Source organism: Kribbella shirazensis, assembly GCF_011761605.1.
In the GTDB taxonomy this organism is placed as follows: domain Bacteria; phylum Actinomycetota; class Actinomycetes; order Propionibacteriales; family Kribbellaceae; genus Kribbella; species Kribbella shirazensis.
Genome location: NZ_JAASRO010000001.1, coordinates 4,257,552 through 4,278,683, shown reverse-complemented (window position 1 = coordinate 4,278,683; position 21,132 = coordinate 4,257,552). Strand labels below are relative to the sequence as shown.

Here is a 21,132-nt window from a genome sequence, read left to right as displayed (position 1 = left end):
GGTCGCGCGCCGATTCAGGCGAGGTCGTTGGTGAAGTCGGCGGTGTTCCAGTGCGTGGGCTTCATGACGTACACCAGGTCGGTTTCGGCGGCTCCGGCGTTCTCCCACTCCTTCAGGTACGCCCGGCCGCGATCCTCGCCGAGGTACCGGACCGCCAGCGGCAGCAGGTCCTTCTCGGGGTCGGTGCGACGGATCTCGGTGACCGGTCCTTCCACGGAGACATAGCGGTACGGCACCGCCTCGGACTGGACGACGAGGACGAAGCGCCGAGCCGCCTCGATCGCGGCACCCTTGCGGGATTTCCCGTTCATGATGACGGTGACACCGATCTCGGGGTCGTACTGGTACCAGACCGGCGCGCTGACAGGCGCCCGGTCCGGGCGGTCCGACGCCACCGACAGCACGCCGACACGGACGTCGGACAGGAACGCCGTACGCTCCGCACGGCTCAAACGCTCAGACATCTGGATCCCTTCGGTTAGGTCAGTGACCAAGTATAGGTCGGTGACCTAAACGGGGTAGGCTGACCTGATGACGAACGCGTTGACCGGGCGCGGCGCGGCCCGCCGAGACGACGTACTGGCCGTCGCGCGGGAGCTCCTGGTCGACGAAGGCCTCGACCAGTTCGTCCTGCGGCGGATCGCGGCGCGGGCCGGGATGAAACTGGGCAACCTGCAGTACTACTTCGCGACCCGCGACGACCTGCTCGAACAGGTCATCCGCGCGGAGTTCGAACACGACGTCCAGGCGATCCGGCGAGCCACCACGATCGACGGCCTGAAGGACGCGGCCCTGGCCCTCGTCCGCCACTGGACCACCGGCGGCGGCGCCATCTTCGTCACGATGACGATGCTCGCCTATCACCACGAGCGGTTCCGGCGACTCAACCACGAGATCTACGAGACGTTCTACCGCGACCTCGGCACGCTGATCCGACGCGTCGCCCCCGGCCTCGACGAGCAGGAGATCAGGATGCGCGCCCGGCTGATCACGTCGGTACTCGACGGCGTCGCACTGCAACTCAACGCCGGAGCCCGCAACCGCCGAGCCCTCACCACCCGAGCCGCCGACCTCGTCGCCACCGTGGCACTGCCCGACTAGCTGCGCCGCGGGCCGAGGTGGAGCTGCACGGTGAGCTGTCTCCCGACGTCTGGGCCTTCGGTCTCGTGGACGGTGACCAGGTAGTTCAGCTCCGACAGTGCGACCGGCTTGGAGACGAGTGTGAAGGTGCGGCCTTCGACCGAGAACGCCATACCCGCCTGCAGGCAGTCGACGTGGAGCAGGAACTGACCTGGCCCGAGTCGTTCCGCTGCAACCGGGACCGCCGCGGCGCCCTCGGTCATGGCTCTCCCCCGCTCGATGGTCAGGCCGTCCGATGGCGGGGTGTGCTGGAGTCGATCGGGCGGTGCGAGAGGGAGCTCGGTGCGTCGGCGTTCGCGCCCTCGTCGACGCCGATACCGAGGCGTTCGACCAGTTCGCCACCGAGCCAGCCGGTCACACCGGCCAGGGCGAAGCCGGCGAAGCTGAGGATCAGTGCCCCTGTCGTCGGGTCCCACCCGCCCTGGCCGTACCGCAGCAGCCAACTCACGGCGAAGAGCGCCACAACCACGACATTGCCCGCACCGTGCAACAGGCCGACGCGCCTGGCGCGCGTGCCGGCCGGGATGGCCAGCCAGTCGATGAACCCGAACAACGCGGCGACCAGGCCGCCGATGACGCCGGCGGCGATCGCGTAGGCTCCCGCGACCGCGAACCCGTCGCGGTCAGTGACCAGGTACAGGATGTCGAAGACCACCGCGGTGCTGAGCAGTCCCAGCGGGAACACGATCAGCATCGGATGTATGGCGTGCCCCATCGCCCGCGCGCGACTCTTCATCGTCACTCCCAGTGTCCGGTACGGCGCCATTGCAGGTGCGCAACCAGTACCCCGCCGAACGCCGGTTCACGCCTGCGCCCGAGCGGGCTCAGGCGGAGGCTGCGCGCTTCTTCTCGAGGCGTTCGCGGTCCGGCCACCTGACGTCGTACACCCAGCCGAGGCGCTCGAACTGCCGGATGATCCAGGCGTTGATGTCGATCTGTCCTTTGAGTACGCCGTGGCGCGCACAGGTCGGATCGGCGTGGTGGAGGTTGTGCCAGGACTCCCCCTGGCTGAGGATGGCGAGCCACCAGACGTTGCCTGATCGATCGCGGGCCGTGAACGGCTTGTCGCCGATGACGTGGCAGATCGAGTTGATCGAGAACGTGACGTGGTGCATCGCGGCGACGCGGACCAGCGTGCCCCAGAAGAACCCGGTCGCGGCGCCGTGCCAGGACCTGTCCCACAGACCTGCGATGACGGCAGGCGCCAAGAGCGATACGGCCACCAGCGAGCGGAAGTGCCGCGAGATCGCCACCATGTCGCGGTCCTTCAGCAAGTCCGGCGCGTACCGCTTCGGGTCTGCGCGATCCTGCCCCCACAGCACCCACCCGACATGGGCGAAGACGAATCCCTTGGTCACTGCCCACGCGGTGGTTCCGTAGCGCCAGGGAGAGTGCGGATCGCCTTCACGATCGGAGAACTTGTGGTGTTTGCGGTGGTCGGCGACCCAGCGGATCACCGGCCCCTCGAGGGCCATGCTGCCGGCGATGGCCAGAGCGATCTTCAGAGCACGATTCGCCTTGAACGAACCATGCGTGAACCCCCTGTGGTAGCCCACGCCGATACCGGTGGTGGTGATGACGTAGAACACGACCAGGAGCACGATGTCGCGCCAGCCGATCCACCCGCCCCAGGCGAAGAAGATGCTGAGCGGGAGCGCCAGCGTGGGTAGGACGATGAAGACCCAGATCAGGCCCCGCTCGAGCTTGCCCCCGACCGGCTGGAAATCGCCGGGAGGCGAATCAGTGGAATCGGTTGTTCGTGTCATATTCCACTCCGCCTCTGAACCACCGGCGGTTCGCCGGTACGCCGGTGCCGTCCGTCTTCCGCCCATGCACGTCCCGGGCGGCCTGCCTACACGGTGCCCCGTCAGCCCGCCACGCATGCGTTACCTGGGCAGCTCCCGGGTGTCGATGAGTTGCTGGGCGACTTCGCGGAGCTTGGTGTTCGTGTCTTGTGAGTACCGTCTGAGGACGGCGAACGCCTGGTCGGAGTCGAGGTCGAAACGTTCCATCAGGATCCCCATCGCCTGACCGACCAGCTTGCGGCTGTCGATCGCCTGCGCCATGGTCTCGTCGCGCCTGGCCGTCGCCACTGCGACCGACACGTGCTGCGCGAGTACCTGGGCGATCGCCTCGTCGTCGATGCTGAACGCGTGCGGCTTGGCGCTGTACAGGGACAACACGCCCACGACCTGTTCGTGACTGGTCATCGGGACATGCATCTCGCTCCCCACGCCGGCCTCGACCGCGTGCTGACTCCAGTCGCTCGCGCCGCCCTCGGCGCTGACGTCCTGCACCAGTACGGCGCTACCGTGCGCGACCGAATCCCGCAGCGGTCCTCCGCCTGCCTCGATCTCCCAGCGGCGCAAACGGTCGATCTCAGGATCGGTGGACGCACCGACCTCCGTCAGACCGCCACGTTCTGTGAGCGCCAGGCCGGCGTAGTCGCAACCCACAGCCGACACAGCGAAAGACAGCGCCCGCTCAGCCGTGTCTGCTACGCACGGCGCCTCGTGGAGTTCAACCGCCAGCCGCGCGAATTCTCCGGCAACATCCCCGTGAACCATAGTCGTCTCCGAACACAAGTCATCCCTCGTGGATGCCACCCTGGCGACGGAGCGTTGCGCCAAGCGGCATCATGCCCTGCGTTGCCAACCATCGTGCGCGACCAGCGTTCATTCAGCAAGCGAGTCGGGGAGGCGACGTATGTACCCTTGTAGTTACGTAACCGACCAGGTACATTCGCCGTATGGACGTGGTTCTGCAGGCGCTGGCCGATCAGAGTCGCCGGACGGTGCTGGAGATCCTGCGCGATCATCCGGCGACCGCCGGTGAGCTGGCCGAGGCGCTGCCGATTGCCAGGCCGGGCGTGTCCCGGCACCTCCGGGTACTGCGGGAAGCCGGGCTGGTCGACGTACGGCAAGACGCGCAGCGAAGGATCTACACCTTGCGCCCGGAAGCGCTCGTCGAGGTGGACGAGTGGCTCGAGGGCTACCGCGCTCTCTGGCGCCACCGGCTCGATGCGCTGCACACCGAGATCGCACGCGGCAAGAAGGAGCGACAGTGAAGGTCATCGGGACGATGCGGGCCCTCGACGCAACCCGCGGCGCGGTGCGCGTCGAAGACATCTACGACACCGACATCGACGATCTGTGGGCGGCGTGCACCACGCCGGAGCGGCTGTCGCGCTGGATCGCCGAGGTGTCCGGCGCCCTGCACGAGGGCGGGACGATCCACGCCGTCTTCACGAGCACCTGGAGCGGCCCGGCCAGGATCGACGTCTGCGACGCCCCGCACCATCTGCTCCTCACCACCGAACCGGGCACCGCCGACGAGTCCCAGCTCGAGGCCTGGCTCACGCCGGTCGGGACGCGCACCAAGTTGGTGGTCGAGGAACGCGGCCTGCCGGTCGAGTCGCTCCACTCCTACGGCGCCGGCTGGCAGGTACACCTGGAGGACCTCGGACGGTCGCTCGCGAGCGACGGCCCAGCACATGTCGGCGGCTGGTCTGCCCAGACTCCGGCCCCTGCTTGGGAAGCCCGCTGGACAGAGCTCTCGCCCGTCTACCAGAACACGATCGTCGACTGATGTCCGACCACATCAGACTGGACAGCGTCACGGTGAACGCGCCCGACGCCCTGGCACTCGCACAGTTCTACGCCGAGGTCACCGGCGGCGTCGCCGGCGGTACGTCGCACTGGGCGGCAGTCACGGGCCCGAACGGGTTCATCGCCTTCCAACAGGTCGCCGACTTCCGGCCGCCGCAGTGGCCCGGGAACGACGTACCGATGCAGCTGCATCTCGACTTCCTGGTCGACGACCTCGAGGCGAGCGGAGCGCGCGTCCTCGCCGCAGGCGCCAAGCTGCTCGCCTACCAGCCCAACTCCGACCATTGCCTCGTGTACGCCGACCCGGCCGGCCACCCGTTCTGCCTGTCAACGTGGTCGGGCCATGACCTCGCCGCAGCAGCAGGAACCAACAGCTGACTTCGAGCGGTGAGTGCGGTCGATGATCGGCGTTGTCAGCTCAGGTGTTTGATGACGGCACCAACCTGTGCGCGCCACAGTCGGTACGCGGCGGGGTCGCGAACGTAGGTGGTCTGGTTCGTGACCACGTCGCGCGCTGTCAGGACGCGCTGGGCGAGCGCCAGCTTCTCGGGGTCGACATCGCTGGGCGCCTGGTCGACGGCCCGACGTAGCTCGACCATCAGGTTGTAGTCCTCCATACCGTCACGGAAGTTCTGGATGCGTTGCGACGGCATCGGGCCGTTCCGCCCTGGGTAGAACAGTGAGCCGTCACCGGCAACGTTGCCCCAGGTCCGAGGGTCCCAGGTGGACAGCGGACCGTCGGTCAGGACCGAATGACCGTACCAACGGTCGACCCGGTAGTAGAGGAATCCGTCGACCTTGGCCTGGAACGACATCGGGCCGAGAAGTGTGCGCAGCTGACCGGGGTCGTAGCCCACGAACAGGTTGGGTACGGGGTTCTCGTTGCCGGCATGCAGATACCACCACGACTCGTCACCGGCCGCGCGCCGCCGCTCGATGACGTCCGGCGCGAGCCACGGCACGTCCCGGACCCAGTAGTCGATCAGCCGGCTCAGTCCGTTGCTCTCACCCATCCGGTCGTCGATGTACGTCGACAGTACTTCGATGTCGGGGAACCGCTGCTTGAATCTGGTCAGCACGTGCTTGACGAGTACGGCGTGCGCGGCAAGGGTCTCGTCGCAGCAGTACAGGTAGGCGTGATCGACCAACCCGGCGGCGCGGTAGGAGTCCACGGCCGGCTGGATCAGGTCGAACAGCGCGTCGGCCTTGGCGTCCCAGGTGTCCGGCTGATGCAGATCGAACAGGCGTGGGTCGAAGTACCAGACGTTGAATCGCCGCAGCCCGCCGTACCGTTGCTGAACGGCGCGGAGCTCCGCGACCGTCGGCGGCCCGTCGGTGTAGATCGAGCGGTAGATGTTGTCCGGCTGGATCTTGAAGTCGGCCAGGAACCGCCACTTCGCCTCGTTGACCCGGGCGATGCCGTCCGGGTCGGTGACGCCGTACGGCTCGGCGTACGCCTTGGGGTCGTTGCCGATCGCGGTCTGCAGCACCGGCCGGTCCGGGATCGTGACGTCCCAGACGGTGACCTTGACACGGGCCGGCTGCGGAGCGATGCCATCGGCGGACAAGGCCAGGTCGACCGTGTACTGCCCGGCTCGGAGGCCGGCGGGCGCGTGGACCTGGACCCAGAACGCCTGGTAGTCGTCGCCCGCGACGTCGACCGCGGACCGGTCCGTGAGAATCGGGTCCGGGGTCCAGCCCTGGTACAGACTCGGCCGGTACGGCGTCGGCGTGCCCGGGCGTGGTGCGACGGGCGCACCGAGGAAGAGCGAGGCGACGGGGCGGACCGAGACCGTCAAACCAGAGTCCGGGCCGTGCACCGAGGTCACCCTCGCGACGGCACCGGAGAGGCCGCCCTGGTACGGCGCGGCAACGAGCTGGATGTTCTCGTACTCACCACGAGCCAGCTGGATCTCGCCATCTCGCCAGGTGCACTGGCACGGCAGGTCCTTCGGGTACACCAGCGCCATCGAGTCGGCGAAACCGAGTCCCACCGGTGCGGATGGCCTGGCATGCCGTGCGTCGACCGAAGTGCCGAGCCGCTTGATCCGCCACTGGATCAGCCCGAGACCGGCAAGGATCGCCCGCGCGGTGGTCACGTCCTTGCCCAGTGCGGGAATCTGCGTGGCATAGACGTCGAGCTGGCGGCGCAGCGCCGATGCCGTGGCGCGGAGCGCCCGATCCGGCGGCGCGGGACTCTGTGGCATGCGGCGCTCCACCGCGCTGAGCGCGGCCGCCACCGAGTTGCCCAGGTCGGTGAGGCCCATCGCCGCGATGATCCGAGGTGCCAGCCGGTCCTGCTCGGCCGCTTCGTCGGGCAAGGAGTCGGTAAGACGGATGTCGTCGACATAGAGCGTCCGGGGTGACGGGCTGCGGGCAGCACTCACTTGAAGGTGCTGCAACTTCGTCAGATCCACACCGGCCGCCGCGATGGCGGCGATGCCGATCCTGAACATTCGATAGCCGAACGGTGCGGCTGCCAGTGCGCTCTGGTGGTAGCGACCGGCCTGGTCACGGACAACCACGTACAGCGTCGTCGGCTCCGGCGTCGCATTGAGAACACCCACCTGAAGGTAGTTGCGCCCGCGCCAGTCCGCCGCGGTCAGGGCAGTCCCATCCGCGAGCCAGACCCGTGGGAACACGCGGCTGCCCGAGGTCGTACTGCCCGCGATGTCGAAGCGCAGCGCACCGTTGCCTCGGGTGGCGAACGCCGTACTCTGGGCCGCCCGATCGACTTCCGGCGCGGCGAGGGTGACCCCCATCAGGTCCGGCGTCTCGAAGTCCGCCAGAACGTCGTCACTCGCCGCATGTGCCGGGACCACTCCGATCAGGGCGAGCACCGCAGCGAGAACAAGAGCAAAGCGCTTGTACACAAGCACTCCCGGGTGCCGAAGGCAGTTTTACGGTCATGACTGAAATTAAGGGCCGACTAGGTGGGCGTCAAGACCTTCGGCGTTCGGAATTGCATGCAGGCCCGCAGAACCGCGCAGAACCGCGCCTGTTCAGCGGTTGGTGAACCAGTTGCGTTGTTTGTTGCCGGCCAAGGTCGGTGTCGGGCATGCCCTCGGGATAGATCTCCTTCACGCTCGCGTCCAGGACTTCGTGCTCGGCCTCGTTCCAGATCGTGACGTGCGCCGAGCCCTCGACCACGCCGAACTGGCCCTCTTCCCCGAAGCCCACCCGGGCTCCTGAATTCCTGCTACGCGTGCCGGCCGGTTCGCGCTGGGCGGCAGCGGACGTTGATCTCGTCGGAGGGCTTGTTGCCGTTGACGAGGTGGAGGTTGACGGGCGAGCCGCCGGGGTTGTCCAGCCCATGCTGTGATTCGGGCCGGCGACGAATCCGTCGAGCGACATCGTGAAGTGCCAGAGGACCTTGCCTGCGGCGGTCTGCGGTTCGGTGTCCGGAAGTCCGGTAGTCATCGGGATCTCCTGCTGGTCTCGTTGCCGGTTCCTCGTTGTCCGCTCAGCGGACCAACCTCGACCATTCCGGTACGGCTCAGTCCGGTAGGGCATACCGTTGAAGGTGTCCACCTGGCGGCACCCCCAACCTGGACAGCCGACCGAACATCGCCGGGCCGCGGCGCTCACCCCCTCGAGCGTCGCCGACAAGACCCGATCGGTCCGAAGGCACCGTCCGGGGCCGCCGGGCGGACTGTAACGCGCCGCCACCATCACCCCCGCTCTGCCGCCCCTGCGGAACCTCAGGCAACTCTCCCGGACCTGACGGCGAGCACGCGGGAAAGTTCGTACCCGTACACCGGCCGCGCGACATCGCAGGTGTGGGTCAGAACGCCGGTACGCAGCATCTGATGGACCTCCAAGGCATCGACCCCGAGCTTGGTCGCGGCGGTCGACAACGTCAGCCATCCCTCGCGCAGCTGAGCCAGGACTTCCACGTCGGTACGGCGCAACGGCAACAGCTTGCCATGCGCCCTGAGCAGACCCGCGGTGATCATTCGCCGTACCCCGCTGTCTCCGACGCCGAGGACGACGCCGGCCTCGGTCACCGACATCCACCGGTCGAGGCCGGACTGGACGACATCGGACAACAACAGCCTCCGGTGCGCACGCGATCGCGCGGGCAGGTGCCCCGCGCGGATCAGCCCGGCGACCCGTAGCGGCGGAACCCCGAGCAACACCGCGGCCTGTGCGGTCGTGATCAGCGGATCGTCGACCATCAGCGGTTCCCCGAGCAGCTCCGCCAACCGAGCTCGATACTCGCGTACCAGTTCGTCAACCATCGCAGCCCTCCCCAGCCCGTCAGTCTCCTGCGAGCCACGACACGGGTCTGGGGTCACGCGCTCTGCCCACATCATGCCCGCCCGAACCTGCACGCACCACAGTTGGGCGGGCGGATTGGTGGACGGGCTTCGGGGCACCGGGGATCTCGTGCTTCGTGACACCTCGCCGGCGGCGACCGAGCAGGCTGGGCGTCTCCTGCGGTTGGCTCTGCCCGGTGTCGCGCTGATCGCGGTCACCTTCGGTCTGGCGCGGTACGGGTACGGGCTCCTGCTACCGGAGATGCAGTCGGATCTCGGGATCAGCTCGCACACCGCGGGACTTATCGCGTCGGGCGCGTACGCGTCGTACCTCGTCACCAACATCGCCGTCATCTGGCTGACCGTCCATCTCGGCCCGCGGTGGCCGATCGGCCTCGCCGCAGGTCTCGCGGCTGCTGGGATGGCGGTCGTCGCGACAGCACAGACGCCGGCCGGCGCAGCGGTCGGCGTCGTCGTGGCCGGCGCGGCGGCGGGCTTCGCGCTTCCGCCGTACGCCGACATCGTCGATCAGGAGGCTCCGCCGTCGCGTCGCGCGTTGGCGTGGTCGACCATCAGCTCGGGCACCGGCTGGGGCGTCGCCGTGGCGGGACCGGTCGCGGTGGGGTTCGGAGACAGCTGGCGATTCGCCTGGCTGACGTTCGTCGTCCTCACTGTCGCTGCGGGCATCATCGCGACCGCGCTGGCGCCCGCGAAGGTACGGCACGAGGGACGACCTCGGGTGCCGCAGTTGAGCTGGACGTGGTTCGTCTGCCCGAAGTCGCGGCCGTTGCTGCTGTCATCGGTGCTGATCGGTGCCGGAAGTGCCGTGTGGTGGACGTTCAGCGTCGAGGCGCTCCGAACTGCCGGACTCTCCGGCGGCCAGGCCCGCCTCGCCTACGCCGTATGCGGCGTGGCGGCGATCATCGCCTCGTGGAGCGGTTCGGTCGTCGATCGCATCGGCCTTCGGAACAGCTACCTCACGGCGTGCGCACTCCTTGCAGCCGCGCTGGGGCTCATCGCTCTCGGCGCCAGCAGGTTCGCACTCGTCCTGCTGGCCGCCGTTCTTTTCGGGGCCTTCTACAGCGCAGTCGTCGCGAGCCAAGGCATCTGGAGCGCAAGCGTCTTCGCGCGACGCCCCTCCGCCGGCCTCGCAGCCGTCAACACCGCACTGACACTCGGCACCATCACCGGTCCAGCACTCGGCGGAACGGCCATCCACGCGATCGGCCACACCCGCACCTTGCTCACGGCAGCGGCCGTCGTCGGCGTCGCCGTCTTCTTCTGCCCGCCCTCTGCACGCCGCCGCGAAGTGCTCGCCGCCCACCGATGCCGCGCGACCCCGGTCCGCGACTGAACAATCAGCCCGCTCAGCCGATGGTGCTTTCGCGGATCTCGAGGGTGTAGTCGGCGGGAAGTTCGGCAGGCGCGGAGCGGTCGCCGTCCAGGCGGTTCAGGAGGAGTCGTACGGCGTTCTTCGCGATCTGCGTCTTGTCGGGGCTGATCGTGGTGAGGCTGGGGGTGCTGTAGCGGCCGTCTTCGATGTCGTCGAATCCGACCAGGGCGATGTCCTCGGGCACGCGCAGGCCGCGGCTGAGGACGGTGCGGAGTGCGCCGAGTGCGAGCAGGTCGTTGTAACAGAAGACCGCATCGGGCGGGTCTGGCAGCGCGAGCAGATCGGCCATCGCGGCGGCGCCGTCGGCCCGGTGGAAGAACTCGGTGGGGCGGACGAGCTCCGGGATCACCTCCCGGCCCGCCAACTGCAGAGCGGCCCGGTAGCCCTGCGTCCGGAGCTGGCCGGTCTGGCGGGTCTCGTCGAACTGGTCGCCGATCGCAGCGATCCGCTGCCGGCCGAGCTCGATCAGGTGCCGGGTGGCGAGTTCGGCGGCGCCGACGTTGTCGATCATGATGTGGTCGAGCCCGCCTTCGACGACGCGCTCGCCGAGCAGCACCACCGGCGTGGACGACGGCCGGTTGCGCAGGTCGGCGCCGCCCAGCGCCAGCGGGTTGAAGATCAGCCCGTCGAACATCGCCGCCCGGCTGCCGCGCATCACCAGCTCGCGCTCGCGGACCGGATCGCCGTCGGTCTGGTCGACCACGACCGTGTAGCCCGCGACGGCCGCCTGCTCGATCACGGCCCTGGTCAGCTCGGCGAAATACGGTACGTCGAGCTCGGGCAGCACCAGCGCGATCAGACCGGACCGGCCGTTGCGCAGGGTCCGGGCGACGGCGTTCGGCTGGTACCCGAGCTCGTCGAGCGCGCGCTGCACCCGGGCGCGGGTCTCCGCCGCGACCTGCGGGAAGTCGTTCACGACGTTCGACACCGTCCGGACCGAGACACCGGCCCGCTCGGCGACCTCACGCAGTGTGGCGGCCACTGTGCACCTCGTTTCGGGGAACGTTGAAGTCTTGACACTTGCAACGTTGCAACCTTACCGTCTCGACGACAACTTGCAACGTTGCAAGTCTCGGCGAAGTCATGAAGGACCGCGACATGACCACACAGCTTTCCCATCCCCTTTCGCGCCGGACCCTGTTCCGGGGTGCGGGCGCCGCCCTGGTGGCCGGCGGACTCGGCGCCTGTGCGCCCGGCAACACGACCGGCGGCGATCCGCTGCCGAGCAGCAGTGCGACCGAACCACCGTCCGGCGAGATCACCATCTGGGACCGCACCGGCGACCTGTACAAGGTGTTCGACAAGGCGATCGCGTCGTTCACCGCGAAGTACCCGCAGGTCAAGGTCAACCACGTGGCGGTCGACATCAACGCCAAGCTCCCGGCGACCCTGATCAGCGGCGCGGGTGTCCCCGACGGCGCGTTCTACGACGACGCGCTGCTGACCGGCGTCGCGCCGCACCTGCACGATCTGAGTCAGCTGATCGAGCAGTACAAGTCCGACATCGCGCCGTACAAGCTCGGCGTGGTGACCGTCGACGGCAAGGTGGTCGCGGTGCCGTGGGACCTCGACCCCGGACTGCTCTTCTACCGCGAGGACATCGTCGCTCAGGCGGGCGTCGACCCGACGAAGCTGGCGACGTACGACGATCTGCTCGGCGCGGCGCGCACCGTGCAGCAGAGGTTCCCGCAGGCCCGGCCGATCCACCTCGAGAACGACCAGTTCCTGGCGCAACTGTGGATCGACATGTTCGCCAACCAGCAGGGCGGCGCGATGGTCGACGCCCAGGGCAAGCTGACGCTCGACTCCGATCCGTACCGCACGACGCTGACCTGGCTGGACACGGTCCGGTCGCAGGGGCTCGGCACACTGGCGAAGTACACCCAGCCGACCGATCTGCAGACACAGGACAACGGCACCCAAGTGTTCGTGCCGTGGGCGCAGTGGTTCGTGTTCGCTCCCCAGCAGTTGCTGAAGGCAAGCAAGGGCAAGTGGCGGGCCACCGCGCTGCCCGCGTGGCAGGCCGGCGGTGCGCGGGCAGGCGTGATGGGCGGTTCGTCGTTCGTCATCCCTGCCAAGGCGAAGAACCCGGAGCTGGCCTGGCGGCTGTACGAGCACCTCGTCTTCAGCAAGGAGGGGTACACCACGGTCTACGGACAGAACGACGTCTACCCGGGCGGCCTGAACACGTCGATCCCGTCGTACCTGCCGGCGCTCGACCCGGACCAGCCGCTGTTCAAGACGATCGACGCGCTCGGCGGCCAGGACCTCTGGAAGGTCGCGGTCGAGGCGGGCAAGCAGGTTCCGGGCGGCTACACGATTCCCACCTGGTGGGGCAAGGCCGTCGACTACTTCGGCGTCAACGTGCAGAAGATGCTGGCCGGCCGGATGAGTCCCGACGAGGTGCTGAAGACGTCGGCGTCCCAGATCCAGAAGAATCTGATGGGACCCAACTGAATGGCGACCCTCACCGAAGCAGCCACGACCCGGCGGTCCGCCCGGCGGGTACGCCGGCCCCGGGTCAGGGCTGCGCCGTACCTGTTCGTCGCGCCGTTCATCCTGGTCTTCGCGGCCTTCAGCGCGTACCCGATCTTCTTCGCGCTGCAACTGAGCTTCACGAACTGGCACGGGGCCGGCGCGCTGGAGATCATCGGGTTCGCGAACTATCGGTACCTGCTGACCAGCCCGGACTTCTGGCAGTCGATGGCGACCTCGGGTGTGCTGTGGCTGCTGGTCGTGCCGGCGCAGGTGCTGCTCGCGTTGACGATCGCGGTCGCGTTGCGCAAGGCAAGGTTCCGCGGGCTGTTCAGTGCCGCGTTGATCGCGCCGTTCGTGACGCCTCTGGTGGCGATGGCACAGGTGTGGATCATCCTGTTCGACCAGGACTTCGGCGCGGTCAACCACGGCTTGTCGTCGATCGGATTGCCGACAATCGGCTGGCTGACAACCTCCGCCGGGGCGAAGGTGACCGTCGCGCTGCTCGTCCTGTGGCGCACGACCGGGTACGCCGTCATCTTGTTGATGGCCGGATTGTCGACAATCCCCGCGGACGTGTACGAGGCGGCCCGGATCGACGGCGCCGGAGCCTGGCAACAGTTCTGGTCGATCACCGTGCCCCTCGTGACGCGAACGTTGAGCTTCGTCGTCGTGATCGGCACCCTGACCGTCTTCCAGTTGTTCGCCGAGCCGTACGTCGTGACCGGCGGCGGACCGTTCAACGCGACCCGGACCGCGGGGCTGTACCTCTACAAGCACATCACCAACTCCGACCTCGGGCTCGGGGCGGCGAACTCGATGCTGCTCGTGGTGATGGTGCTGGCGTTGTCGCTCGCGTCGATCCGGCTGCTGCGGTCGAGGGAGGACTCATGAAGCTCGGAGCCGCCGGACGCTACGGCCTGTTGACGCTGGCCGGTGTCGTCAGCCTGGCCCCGCTGTTGTGGATGATGATCTCGTCGTTCAAACCCGGCGGCGCCATCATCTCGAGCCCGTTCAGCTTCGACCCGGGGCAGCTGACCCTGACGAACTTCCGCTCGATGCTCGACACGATCCCGATCGGCACCGGATTCCGGAACACAGCGATCGTCGTCGTGATCAAGGGCGCGCTGACGATGATCTTCTGTCCGATGGCGGGCTTCGCGTTCGCGAAGTACGCCTTCCCCGGCAAGCGGCTGCTCTTCGCGACGGTGCTGACCACGCTGATGCTGCCGACGCTGGTCCTGCTCATCCCGCTGCTGCTGGAGATGAGCCAGCTCGGCTGGGTGAGCACGTTCCAGGCGCTGATCCTGCCCGGCGCGATCGACGCGTTCGGGGTGTTCTGGATGCGCCAGGTGATCATGGCGATCCCCGACGAACTGCTGGACGCCGCACGCGTCGACGGCGCGGGTGAGCTGCGGATCTTCGCCAGCATCGTGGTCCCGGTGATCCGGCCGGGGCTGGCGGCGCTCGGCGTACTGACCTTCATCAACATCTACAACGACTTCGTCTGGCCGGTGGTGGCTGTCAACGACGAACAGCATCAGACCTTGCAGGTGATGCTGTCGGCACTTGCGCAGAACATCCGCTCGGGGCAGCTCGGCGCCGACTGGACCAGTGTCTGGGGCCAGTTGCTGGCGGCAAGCACTGTGGCCGCGATCCCCGTGCTGATCGTTTTCGTCGTCCTGCAGCGTCACCTGATCAAAGGCGTCATGGCCGGCAGCCTGAAGGGCTGAGAGGAAACCAACTGTGAAGACACCAAGACCTGAATATCCCCGTCCGCACTTCGATCGTTCGGAGCGCTGGGTCAACCTCAACGGCGAGTGGGACTTCGCCCGCGAGGCCGATCACTACGCAGAGACCATCGTCGTACCGTTCCCGTGGGAGCACCCCGACTCCGGCGTCGTCGCGCACTGGCTGCCGACCGCCTGGTACCGGCGGCAGCTGCAGCGGCCGGACGACTGGGCCGGAGAGCGGACGATCCTGCACTTCGGCGCCGTACACCACCACGCGACCGTCTGGGTCAACGGTGCGCTCGCTGTCGAACACGACGGCGGGTACCTCCCGTTCGAGGCCGACATCACCGACCTCCTCGACGCGCGCGGTAGCGGCGAGCTCGTCGTACGGGTCGAGGCTCCGACGGACAAACGCTTCATCCCGCACGGGAAGCAACGCAGCATGCCGGCCGACGACTACGACGGCTGCGCGTTCACACCCTCGAGCGGGATCTGGCAGACCGTGTGGCTCGAGCCGCGGCCGGCGGCCTACATCTCACAGCTCGAGCTGCGGCCGACCGAGGCGCTGGACGGCATCGAGGTCACCCTCACCGGGCCGTCGCCGGTCCGGATCGAGATCCCCGGGGTCGTGGTGCAGGAGTACGGCGAATGGCCCGGGACGGTCACCGTACCGATCGCCGAACCACGGTTGTGGAGTCCGGACGATCCGCATCTGTACGAGGTTGTGGTGACCGCGGGCGAGGACGTGGTGCGGAGTTACACCGGGCTGCGCAAGGTCGAATGGCACGGCGGCGCGCTGATGCTGAACGGCGTACCGACGTACGTCCGTGGTGTGCTCGACCAGGGGTTCTGGCCGACAGGCGGGCACACGGCGCCGAGCGACGAGGCGCTGCAGCGGGACCTGGAGCTGGCGCGCGTCGCAGGCTTCAACCTGGTACGGAAGCACATCAAGCTGGAGGATCCGCGCTGGCTGTACTGGGCCGACCGGCTGGGCGTGCTGGTGTGGGCCGAGCCGCCGTCGACGGGGCGGTTCACGGTCGAGGCCGTCACCGCGTTCGAGGACGTGACGGCCGGGATGGTCTCCCGGGACGGCAACCATCCGAGCATCGTGATCTGGGGTGCGTACAACGAGGAGTGGGGCCTGGACTGGGACGTGCCGGGCGATCCCGCGAAGCAGGACGCCGTCCGGCGTGCGTACCGGATCATCCGGGACGCGGATCCGACGCGCCCGATCGTCGACAACTCGGGCTGGGCGCACGTCGAGACCGATCTGGTCGACTGGCACTACTACGACGAGAACGTCGGATCGTGGGCCGCGATCGTGGACCGGTTGATCAACACCGGCGACGGGCGCTTCCCGGTGCGGCTGGGGCCGGAGTTCGTGGCCGAGAAGGCGATCGCCGCGCCCGGCTTCGACGCGACGGACAAGCCGCAGCTGAACGGCGAGTACGGCGGTGGGTCGACGAGCGTGGAACGCGGCTGGCACCTGCGGTGGCAGACCCAGGAGCTCCGCCGGCACCCGCGGAACGCCGGCTACATCTACACCGAGCTGTACGACATCGAGCACGAGACGGTCGGCGTCTACAGCTACGACCGCCGTACCAAGGACCTCGGTGGCGCCGTCCCGTCCGACGTCCACGCGGACTCCGTCCTGATCGTCGACCTGACCCCTGAGGCGCCGGGCCGCGATCTCGTCCTGCCGTCCGCCACAGACGCGGTGACCGTCCCGGTCCGCGTCTCCCACCACGGACAGAATCCGTTGCTCGGGACCCTGCACTGGTCGCTCGGCGAAGCGTCCGGCTCCGCGCCCATCGACGCCAAACCCTTCGCGGTCACCGACCCGATCGAACTAACACCGCCATCCACCACCGGCCGGCTGCTGCTCTGGGCAACCGACGCCGCAGACGTCGTCGTAGCACGCACCTTCATCGACGTCGTGGACTAGTCGTCGGCGTCGCGGGCGACCACCACCGTGTGCCGTCCGCCGCCGGCAAGTGCCTCGATGTCGATCACAACACCGCGGTCAACGGAAACGTGGTGCAGCAGTGGAGGATCCCGGCCTAGTTCCCACGGAGGCCGGCGGGTGGTCCCGCCCGTCGGCCGGGAGCTAGGTGACCTGGACGACGCGGCGCCAGCCGTCGAAGACCAGGGTGGCGTTCATGCCGACCGACAGGTACAGGCCGAGGACCGGTGTCGGGTTGTTCGTGTCGACGAGCAGGATCGTGCCTGCTCGTCCCGCGGCCGCGTCCAGGGCGAACGCGTCGCGCAGCAGGAACTTCGCCAGTCCTCGGCCCCGGAACTCCTCGACGACGCCGAGCATGCCGATGTGACCGCAGTTCTCGGCCTCGATGTACGCGTCGGTGCACTCGCGCACCGCGACCACCCGGCCGTCGACCTCGAGCAGCGTGAGCTGGGACCACTCGAAGATGGGCAGATCCTCGTGCGCCTCGATCCACTCGTCGCGTGGGGTTTCGGCCCAGCCGAACTGGCCGCGGAAACATTCGTTGGTGGCCTGGTGTGCGGCGCGGCGGGTGGTCTCGTCGAAGGCGCCGCGGCGTACCCGGACGCCTGCGGGTGCCTCCGGGGCGGCAACCGGTTCTGGGTGGTCGATCCGCATCCGGTGGTACGTCGTACCGGTGGTGAAATCGTGGTCGGACAGCTGGGCGCGCAACAACTCGTCGGTCCGGTAGACGAACGCGTCGAGAGTGACCTCGGCATGGCCGCGCTCGCGTCCCATCTCCCGGGCACGCTGCACCGTCCGATCGACCAGCCAGGCGGCGACACTTGGGTTGTGAGCTGTCACTTCGACGTCGATCAACTGGCGGTCGCCGACGCCGAGCGTGGTCGCGTAACCGGCCGGCAGACCGTTCTCGGCGAGCACGAGCCAGCCGTCGGTCATGCGGTCGAATCCAGGCCGGTCGATGCAGTAGGCGACTTCCTCCAACGTGGTGTCGGCGAACCCGACGACCGCCTTGTTGTAGCCCGCGAGCATGTCGAGCAGCGCCTCGGCATCGGACGGCTCCGCCGGACGGACGGTGTAACCCTCAGGCAGTACAGCGGTGGTCTTCATGACTCATCGTGCGCCTGCACGTCCCACGACGGAAGGGCTGACGGGCCGTACGTTGCACCGCGCACGTACGCGAGTACGGCGGCCGCAGCGACCGCGAGCACGCGGTACGGATGGGTAATCGGCTGTTGACAGAACGGATGGTGTGAAAGGACTTCACGGCTCCCCCTCAGAACACTTGTTAGATGCGCCGAGAGGGCGGAAAGTTCTCCCACCGCGGGCCGCAGTACTCATGGGAGCTTGCTTGCCTGAGGCAATTAGTCGTCACGAGCGCCGGCAGCCCTGTAGCGCGCCTGTCAATCCTCGCCCGTTGGCTGACCGTGCGGGCTGTCCGGCGGAATGGTTGGATCTGCGGCTGCGTCCGGATCCGTCTCACCCGCGGCCGCCGGGTGAACCAGCTCGTCGTCCGCGGTCCGGCGAACTCCGTCCTCCCGCTCGTTCGCCGTGATCCTGTCTTCTGACGCGGTCCCGGATTGGTCGCCAGGGTCCTGTGTCGTCCGATCATTTTCAGACTCTTGAGTCATTCCACTCCTCCTTCGTCACGGGCCGGCCGGTACCCCACCCGAGCCCTAGCAACCGGCCGCTCCGCAAGCGTTTCTCCTCCCGCGCCGGGGGTACCGCTGGGCAGCCTGCCGATCCTGAGGAGACGACCATGACAACCGAACCGAACCTCGTCGCGGTGATCACCAAGGACCATCGCGAGGTCGAGCGGATCTTCGCCGAGCTCGAGACCGGGTCCGGTACGCCGGAACACCGCCGCGCGCTCGCCGACCACATGACCACCGAACTCGTCCGGCACTCCGTCGCCGAGGAGATGTTCATGTACCCCGCCGCCCGCAAGGCACTGCCCGACGGAGATCAGGTCGCCGATCACGAGATCGAGGAGCACGCGGAGGTGGAGCGCACGCTGAAAGACCTCGAAGGCGTCGAAGCAACCGACCCCACTTTCGCCGAACTCGTCGGCAAGGTGATCACCGACGTCCGCCACCACATCGCCGAAGAGGAACAGCAACTCCTCCCCCGGCTCCAGCAGGCGTGCTCGGCCGACGAACTCCGCGAACTCGGCGACAAGGTGGTCAAGGCCAAGGCCGTCGCTCCGACCCGGCCGCACCCGTCAGCCCCCGACAAGCCACCGGCCAACCTGATCCTCGCACCGGGTACCGGCCTGATCGACCGCCTCCGCGACACCCTCACCGGAAGGGACCACTGAACACGGCAAGCCAGTACAACCAAGTCAGTCGCCGGGAAGGGTTTCCACGTCATCCGGGGCGAGGTCGGTGCGGTGCCTGACGAGCCGGAGTGGATGGCGGTAGTGACCTGCCTGCAGGGCGGCGTCGGCGGCGACTTCGACGACGACCGAGGGCCGGACCTTGATGATCGGGGTCTTGCTGCCCCGCCCCCAGTGGGTGCTGACCTCGTCCGGCCACGGATGCCGCGCACCGGCCGGCTTCAGCAGCGGAGCGATCGCGGCGCCCTGGTCGGGTTTCAGCTTGACCGTCCGGCCGACCACCTCGAGTTCCTTGCCGCGATACCGCCCGACAACCAGTACTTCGGGGTGCTTCAGCGACCCTGTCACGGCCCCCACGATGACCTCGACCGTGTCGCGGTACTTCACCTTGACCCAGTCGCGGCGGCCCGGCTGGTACCTGGTCGACGCACCCTTCGCCACCAAGCCCTCGACACCGCTGGACTTGAACGCCGCGAGCCATTCCCGCGCCTCGGCCGGGTCGTCGGTGACCGGCGAGAGTTGCAGCGGCGGCCGCCAGTCCTTGGCGAGCGACTCCAATCGGCTACGCCGGGCGGTCCACCGCAAGGGGCGTACGTCGACGCTGTCGACGGCGAGGACGTCGAACACGATGAACGACGCCGGCCGCTCCGGCGCCAGCCGGGTACGGACCGTCGCGACGGAGTTCACCATCCGTTGCTGCAGCGCGTCGAAGTCCAGGCGCTGTCCGTCCCACACCACCAGCTCGCCGTCCAGTACGCAGTCGACGTCGGCCTGCCGAACCAGCGCCTTCTGCACGTCGGGGAACTTCGCGGTGAAATCCTTGCCGTTCCGCGACCACAGCCGCACCTCGCCACCGCGAACCACGGCTCCCGCGCGAAACCCGTCCCACTTCAACTCGAAGCGCGGACCACCTGGCATGCCGTGAGGCCCAGGCAACTCCTGCACGGCCCGGGACAGCTCCAACCCGACCGGCCCCACAAGGTCGGCCGCCAACGTGCCCACACCTTCAGTGTTGCCACCGGCAAACGTCCGGACCACCCCGACGACACCACCGTCCCGTCCGCCGGCTCAGCCATCAGATGACGTTGACGGAATCCAGGAAGCGGGCAGCGAGCTCGGCGTCGCCGGTGATTGTGACGTCACGGTCGCGCCAGGACGACCGCTGCGTGCCCCAGTCCGGGAAGGTCAGCGCAGGCGCGGTGACGTGCGCGGCGACCGTACCGTTGGCTGGTGCGAAGGCGCCTGCCTCGTCGATCCACCAGGTCCCGCCGCCAGGGCCGGTGAGCGTCAGGGCGACGCCGGCGTCGAGCCCGGCGACCGGTGCCTGGGCGACCTGATTGCTCAGTACGGCGATCATCCAGGTCAGGACCGCGCGCATCCGGCGGGTGTGTAGAAGTTCCGCGCCGTTGCACCGAGGTGGGCGACGACGTCGGCGATGCGCCATCCCGCCGCGGCGCTGGGTGCGGTCCATTCGTCGTCGCCGAGGGTGCACGTGAAGTCGAGCATCGCGGTGCGTTCGCCGCGGAGGGTGGCGGTCAGGTTCCGCAGGTCGGCGGCAGGGAGGCGATCGGTCATCTCATCTTCTTCTCTGGGGGTGAGGCCGAACCGCGGATCGCCCGGACGGCGGTGTCGTAGAGGTCGAACTGGTCGGCCCTCCCGCCCAGGCGCATCCACTCTTCTGTTGCGGCCTGCAGGCAGGTGATCGCCGCGGCGGCGATCGCGCGCGCCTCCAGGGCGCGGTGCTCGGAGTCGGGCAGGCGCGGCTCGATCAGCGGGGCGAGCAGGTCCTGCCACCGAGCCTGTTTCTCGGCGTGGCCGGCACGCAGGCTCTCGTTGCCGAACAGCAGCGTGATCAGCTCGAGCCGGCGCTCGGCTGTGGTCTCGATCTCCTCGAGCACCTGGAACGCGGCGCGCAGCGACGTCCACGGATCCTCGTCGGCAGGGCGCTCGGCGAGACGGGCGGCGATCAGTTCGCCCTGTTCCGACAGGCCGCTGAGCGCAAGGTCCTCCTTGTTGCGGAAGTAGTTGAACAGCGTCCGCCGGGAGACACCCGCTGCCGCGGCGACCTCGTCGAGCGTCGTGCCGTCGTACCCCTTGGCAGCGAACAGGTCGATCGCGGTCCGGGCGAGCAGCGAGCGGACCACGGAACGGGTCTGCTCCCGAAGAGGCGTCTGTTTCTGAGGCATGCACCGAGGGTACGTCGATTCATTCGATGTAGCAATTTGCACT

General features: G+C 68.2%; 24 protein-coding genes. 10 read left to right on the top strand and 14 right to left on the bottom strand.

Annotation, left to right across the window (positions count from 1 at the left end):
- Positions 1-14: 14 nt before the first annotated feature.
- On the bottom strand, positions 15-464 hold the full coding sequence (locus BJY22_RS20870) for a pyridoxamine 5'-phosphate oxidase family protein (RefSeq protein WP_167209255.1): 450 nt from the start codon (positions 462-464) through the stop codon (positions 15-17).
- A gap of 67 nt (positions 465-531) precedes the next feature.
- Between BJY22_RS20870 and BJY22_RS20865 the strand changes: the two genes are divergently transcribed.
- The gene (locus tag BJY22_RS20865; protein WP_167209253.1) at positions 532-1,101 is read left to right on the top strand and encodes a TetR/AcrR family transcriptional regulator; all 570 of its coding nucleotides are present in this window, start codon (positions 532-534) and stop codon (positions 1,099-1,101) included.
- On the opposite strand, the gene BJY22_RS20860 is transcribed toward BJY22_RS20865, so the two are convergent.
- The 4 genes from BJY22_RS20860 to BJY22_RS20845 all read right to left on the bottom strand — a co-directional run bounded on the left by BJY22_RS20860 (position 1,098) and on the right by BJY22_RS20845 (position 3,707).
- Positions 1,098-1,343, bottom strand: a complete 246-nt coding sequence (locus BJY22_RS20860; RefSeq protein ID WP_167209251.1) for a hypothetical protein — start codon at positions 1,341-1,343, stop codon at positions 1,098-1,100. The two genes, BJY22_RS20865 and BJY22_RS20860, sit on opposite strands and share 4 nt — an antisense overlap.
- A gap of 20 nt (positions 1,344-1,363) precedes the next feature.
- A complete protein-coding gene (locus tag BJY22_RS20855) occupies positions 1,364-1,876 on the bottom strand; it encodes a DUF2231 domain-containing protein (RefSeq protein ID WP_167209249.1) in 513 nt (170 codons plus the stop codon).
- A gap of 88 nt (positions 1,877-1,964) precedes the next feature.
- Entirely contained in the window at positions 1,965-2,906 is a 942-nt protein-coding gene (locus BJY22_RS20850; protein WP_167209247.1) for an acyl-CoA desaturase, read from the bottom strand.
- 120 nt (positions 2,907-3,026) lie between these two features.
- A complete protein-coding gene (locus BJY22_RS20845) occupies positions 3,027-3,707 on the bottom strand; it encodes a GAF and ANTAR domain-containing protein (RefSeq protein WP_167209245.1) in 681 nt (226 codons plus the stop codon).
- Positions 3,708-3,889: 182 nt separating this feature from the next.
- Here BJY22_RS20845 and BJY22_RS20840 point away from each other — a divergent pair, with 182 nt between their 5' ends.
- The 3 genes from BJY22_RS20840 to BJY22_RS20830 are packed head-to-tail and all read left to right on the top strand — an operon-like array spanning position 3,890 to position 5,126.
- Positions 3,890-4,207 carry an ArsR/SmtB family transcription factor gene (locus tag BJY22_RS20840; RefSeq protein ID WP_167209243.1) on the top strand — a complete coding sequence of 106 codons (318 nt, stop codon included), beginning with the start codon at positions 3,890-3,892 and terminating at the stop codon, positions 4,205-4,207.
- Positions 4,204-4,728, top strand: a complete 525-nt coding sequence (locus BJY22_RS20835; protein ID WP_337758840.1) for an SRPBCC domain-containing protein — start codon at positions 4,204-4,206, stop codon at positions 4,726-4,728. The genes BJY22_RS20840 and BJY22_RS20835 overlap by 4 nt, the downstream gene beginning before the upstream one ends.
- Positions 4,728-5,126 carry a VOC family protein gene (locus BJY22_RS20830; RefSeq protein WP_167209241.1) on the top strand — a complete coding sequence of 133 codons (399 nt, stop codon included), beginning with the start codon at positions 4,728-4,730 and terminating at the stop codon, positions 5,124-5,126. The genes BJY22_RS20835 and BJY22_RS20830 overlap by 1 nt, the downstream gene beginning before the upstream one ends.
- Before the next feature lie 35 nt (positions 5,127-5,161).
- Here the strand turns inward: BJY22_RS20830 and BJY22_RS42995 are convergent, their stop codons facing one another.
- From BJY22_RS42995 to BJY22_RS20815, 3 genes are all read right to left on the bottom strand, one after another.
- Positions 5,162-7,621 carry a glycoside hydrolase domain-containing protein gene (locus tag BJY22_RS42995; RefSeq protein ID WP_167209239.1) on the bottom strand — a complete coding sequence of 820 codons (2,460 nt, stop codon included), beginning with the start codon at positions 7,619-7,621 and terminating at the stop codon, positions 5,162-5,164.
- Between the two features lie 67 nt (positions 7,622-7,688).
- The gene (locus BJY22_RS41110) at positions 7,689-8,168 is read right to left on the bottom strand and encodes a hypothetical protein (protein ID WP_202892663.1); all 480 of its coding nucleotides are present in this window, start codon (positions 8,166-8,168) and stop codon (positions 7,689-7,691) included.
- A gap of 281 nt (positions 8,169-8,449) precedes the next feature.
- Positions 8,450-8,989, bottom strand: coding sequence for a MerR family transcriptional regulator (locus tag BJY22_RS20815; protein ID WP_167209237.1), 540 nt, complete (start codon positions 8,987-8,989; stop codon positions 8,450-8,452).
- A 118-nt stretch (positions 8,990-9,107) separates the two neighbouring features.
- Here BJY22_RS20815 and BJY22_RS20810 point away from each other — a divergent pair, with 118 nt between their 5' ends.
- Positions 9,108-10,361: an MFS transporter gene (locus BJY22_RS20810; RefSeq protein WP_167209235.1), complete on the top strand. Its 1,254-nt coding sequence runs from the start codon at positions 9,108-9,110 to the stop codon at positions 10,359-10,361.
- A 13-nt stretch (positions 10,362-10,374) separates the two neighbouring features.
- On the opposite strand, the gene BJY22_RS20805 is transcribed toward BJY22_RS20810, so the two are convergent.
- Positions 10,375-11,382, bottom strand: coding sequence for a substrate-binding domain-containing protein (locus tag BJY22_RS20805; RefSeq protein WP_167209233.1), 1,008 nt, complete (start codon positions 11,380-11,382; stop codon positions 10,375-10,377).
- 116 nt (positions 11,383-11,498) lie between these two features.
- On the opposite strand from BJY22_RS20805, the gene BJY22_RS20800 reads away from it, so the two are divergent.
- Genes BJY22_RS20800 through BJY22_RS20785 form a run of 4 tightly spaced genes read left to right on the top strand, consistent with a single transcriptional unit; the run spans position 11,499 to position 16,553 of the window.
- A complete protein-coding gene (locus BJY22_RS20800; protein WP_167209231.1) occupies positions 11,499-12,857 on the top strand; it encodes an ABC transporter substrate-binding protein in 1,359 nt (452 codons plus the stop codon).
- Entirely contained in the window at positions 12,858-13,769 is a 912-nt protein-coding gene (locus BJY22_RS20795) for a carbohydrate ABC transporter permease (RefSeq protein WP_167209229.1), read from the top strand. It begins immediately after the preceding gene.
- Positions 13,766-14,608, top strand: a complete 843-nt coding sequence (locus tag BJY22_RS20790) for a carbohydrate ABC transporter permease (RefSeq protein WP_167209227.1) — start codon at positions 13,766-13,768, stop codon at positions 14,606-14,608. The genes BJY22_RS20795 and BJY22_RS20790 overlap by 4 nt, the downstream gene beginning before the upstream one ends.
- A 13-nt stretch (positions 14,609-14,621) precedes the next feature.
- Entirely contained in the window at positions 14,622-16,553 is a 1,932-nt protein-coding gene (locus BJY22_RS20785; RefSeq protein ID WP_167209225.1) for a glycoside hydrolase family 2 TIM barrel-domain containing protein, read from the top strand.
- 162 nt (positions 16,554-16,715) lie between these two features.
- Here the strand turns inward: BJY22_RS20785 and BJY22_RS20780 are convergent, their stop codons facing one another.
- On the bottom strand, positions 16,716-17,678 hold the full coding sequence (locus BJY22_RS20780) for a GNAT family N-acetyltransferase (protein ID WP_167209223.1): 963 nt from the start codon (positions 17,676-17,678) through the stop codon (positions 16,716-16,718).
- A 649-nt stretch (positions 17,679-18,327) separates the two neighbouring features.
- On the opposite strand from BJY22_RS20780, the gene BJY22_RS20775 reads away from it, so the two are divergent.
- On the top strand, positions 18,328-18,885 hold the full coding sequence (locus BJY22_RS20775) for a hemerythrin domain-containing protein (protein WP_167209221.1): 558 nt from the start codon (positions 18,328-18,330) through the stop codon (positions 18,883-18,885).
- Between the two features lie 24 nt (positions 18,886-18,909).
- Here BJY22_RS20775 and BJY22_RS20770 read toward each other — a convergent pair whose 3' ends face one another.
- The 4 genes from BJY22_RS20770 to BJY22_RS20755 form a co-directional block, all read right to left on the bottom strand.
- Entirely contained in the window at positions 18,910-19,905 is a 996-nt protein-coding gene (locus BJY22_RS20770) for an ATP-dependent DNA ligase (RefSeq protein ID WP_167209219.1), read from the bottom strand.
- Positions 19,906-19,978: 73 nt separating this feature from the next.
- Positions 19,979-20,281: a hypothetical protein gene (locus BJY22_RS20765; protein WP_167209217.1), complete on the bottom strand. Its 303-nt coding sequence runs from the start codon at positions 20,279-20,281 to the stop codon at positions 19,979-19,981.
- Positions 20,266-20,478 carry a maleylpyruvate isomerase N-terminal domain-containing protein gene (locus BJY22_RS20760; RefSeq protein ID WP_167209215.1) on the bottom strand — a complete coding sequence of 71 codons (213 nt, stop codon included), beginning with the start codon at positions 20,476-20,478 and terminating at the stop codon, positions 20,266-20,268. The genes BJY22_RS20765 and BJY22_RS20760 overlap by 16 nt, the downstream gene beginning before the upstream one ends.
- The gene (locus BJY22_RS20755) at positions 20,475-21,089 is read right to left on the bottom strand and encodes a TetR/AcrR family transcriptional regulator (protein WP_167209214.1); all 615 of its coding nucleotides are present in this window, start codon (positions 21,087-21,089) and stop codon (positions 20,475-20,477) included. The genes BJY22_RS20760 and BJY22_RS20755 overlap by 4 nt, the downstream gene beginning before the upstream one ends.
- Between the last annotated feature and the right edge of the window lie 43 nt (positions 21,090-21,132).